This window comes from Rhodococcus sp. CX (assembly GCF_015865005.1).
Lineage (GTDB): Bacteria > Actinomycetota > Actinomycetes > Mycobacteriales > Mycobacteriaceae > Rhodococcus.
On record NZ_JADZGH010000020.1, the window covers coordinates 23,947 to 25,665 of the forward strand.

The 1,719-nt window shown below is 70.6% G+C and carries 4 protein-coding genes; all 4 read right to left on the reverse strand.

Translation table 11 applies throughout. The features are described 5' to 3' along the window. Positions 1 to 226: ATP-binding cassette domain-containing protein (locus I0Q12_RS01635; RefSeq protein WP_197250296.1), on the reverse strand; the 226-nt coding region annotated here is incomplete at its 3' end. 76 nt (positions 227 to 302) lie between these two features. Then, positions 303 to 1,088 carry a thiazole synthase gene (locus I0Q12_RS01640; RefSeq protein ID WP_307845972.1) on the reverse strand — a complete coding sequence of 262 codons (786 nt, stop codon included), beginning with the start codon at positions 1,086 to 1,088 and terminating at the stop codon, positions 303 to 305. After that, positions 1,081 to 1,296, reverse strand: coding sequence for a sulfur carrier protein ThiS (thiS, locus tag I0Q12_RS01645; protein ID WP_197250297.1), 216 nt, complete (start codon positions 1,294 to 1,296; stop codon positions 1,081 to 1,083). Before thiS ends, I0Q12_RS01640 begins: the two co-directional genes overlap by 8 nt. Continuing rightward, on the reverse strand, positions 1,296 to 1,719 hold a 424-nt coding region (locus I0Q12_RS31670; protein WP_231609816.1), incomplete at its 5' end, for an FAD-dependent oxidoreductase. The genes thiS and I0Q12_RS31670, both read right to left, overlap by 1 nt.

Here is a 1,719-nt window from a genome sequence, read left to right on the forward strand (position 1 = left end):
CGACGGTGCGCAGCGGCCGCTGCAACTCCCGGTAGGGTCGCCCGCCGATCAGGGCGGTGCCGGCAGTGGGCCGGTCGAGACCGAGGATCAGCCGCATCGTCGTGGTCTTACCGGCACCGTTCGGACCGAGGAAGCCGGTGACGATGCCGGGCCGGACCGTGAACGTCACGTCGTCGACTGCCGTCGTCGATCCGAAGGTCTTGGTCAGTCCCGTCACTTCGATCATGACCCCTACCCTGCCCGATCCATCCGGAATGTGCAGGGACACGCCCGACGAGCAGCCGCCGGATCCGACACCGGCCCTAGGGTTCGAGCGGCGAGGACGCCTGCGCCCAGAACCTCTTCGGGATCCGTCCGGCGTGCCGGGCCCGGAAACCTGCTTCGACGGCGTGCCGCATCGCCGACGCCATGAGCGCCGGGTCCTTGGCCCGGGTCACCGCGGTCGCGAGCAGCACCGCGTCGCAGCCCAGTTCCATCGCGAGGGCGGCGTCGGACGCGGTGCCGATGCCCGCGTCGAGCACCACCGGGACACCGGCGGCTTCGACGATCATCTCGATGTGGTGCGGGTTGGCGATGCCCAGTCCGGTGCCGATCGGCGAGCCGAGCGGCATCACCGCCGCGCATCCGACGTCCTCGAGGCGCTTCGCGAGGACCGGATCGTCCGTCGTGTACGGCAGGACCACGAACCCGTCGTCGACGAGTTGCTCTGCCGCCGAGACCAATTCGATGGCGTCGGGCAGCAGGGTGCGTTCGTCGGCGATGACCTCGAGCTTGACCCAATCGGTTTCGAGGGCCTCGCGGCCCAGTTGCGCGGTGAGCACCGCTTCCTTCGCGCCGCGGCAGCCCGCGGTGTTCGGGAGCGGGGTGATGTCGAGGCGGCGCAGCAGGTCGAGCACCCCGGTGCCGGAGGCGGCGTCGACGCGTCGCATGGCGACGGTGGTCAGTTCGGTACCCGAGGCGACGAGCGCTTCCTCGAGCACCGCGAGATTCGCGGCGCCGCCGGTGCCGGTGATCAACCGCGACGCGAAGGTGCGTCCGGCGATGGTCAGCTGCGGCAGGTCGTGTGCCGGGTCACGGAGCTCAGCCACCCTGGACCGCCGTGAGAATCTCGATCTGCCAGCCCTTTCCGACCGGTTCGGACCACCGCCCGCGCGGGAACACCGCGCCGTCGACGGCGATCGCGATGCCCTTCTCCGGCAGCCCCAGCTGCACCAGCAGTTCGGCGACCGTCGGCGCCTCGGCGAAGTAGTGGTCCTCACCGTTGACGGTGATCCCCACCGAGATCGGGTTCGTCATCACAGCCCTTCCTTCGAAAATCTTTGCGGGTCGGCGTTTTTCGCTTCGGCGAGCGGATCGTCGGCGAGTTCGGCGAGCACGGCGTCCGCGGTGATCGGGGTGAACAGGACCCCGTTGCGTCCGTGCCCGGTCGCGGCGACGACCCGTTCGGACAGCCGCCCGATCAACGGCAGGTTGTCCGGGCTCATCGGCCGCAGTCCCGCCGTCGCCTCGTACAGCTCGTACTCGCCGATCGCCGGCAGCAGCGCTTCCGCATCGGCGATGAGGTCCCGCACCCCGGCGACCGTCACCTGCGTGTCGTCGGCCTCGTACTGGGTGGCGCCGACGACGAGACCGTCGCCACGCGGCACCAGATAGGCCGGCCGACCGTGCACACTGCCGCGGATGGTGCGGCTCGGGGCGGGGGTGACACCGGGCCGGGCC

Bases quoted from the DNA above. Each gene is read 5' to 3' on its own strand.
- thiS (WP_197250297.1), bottom strand. From the start codon at position 1,296: ATGACGAACCCGATCTCGGTGGGGATCACCGTCAACGGTGAGGACCAC.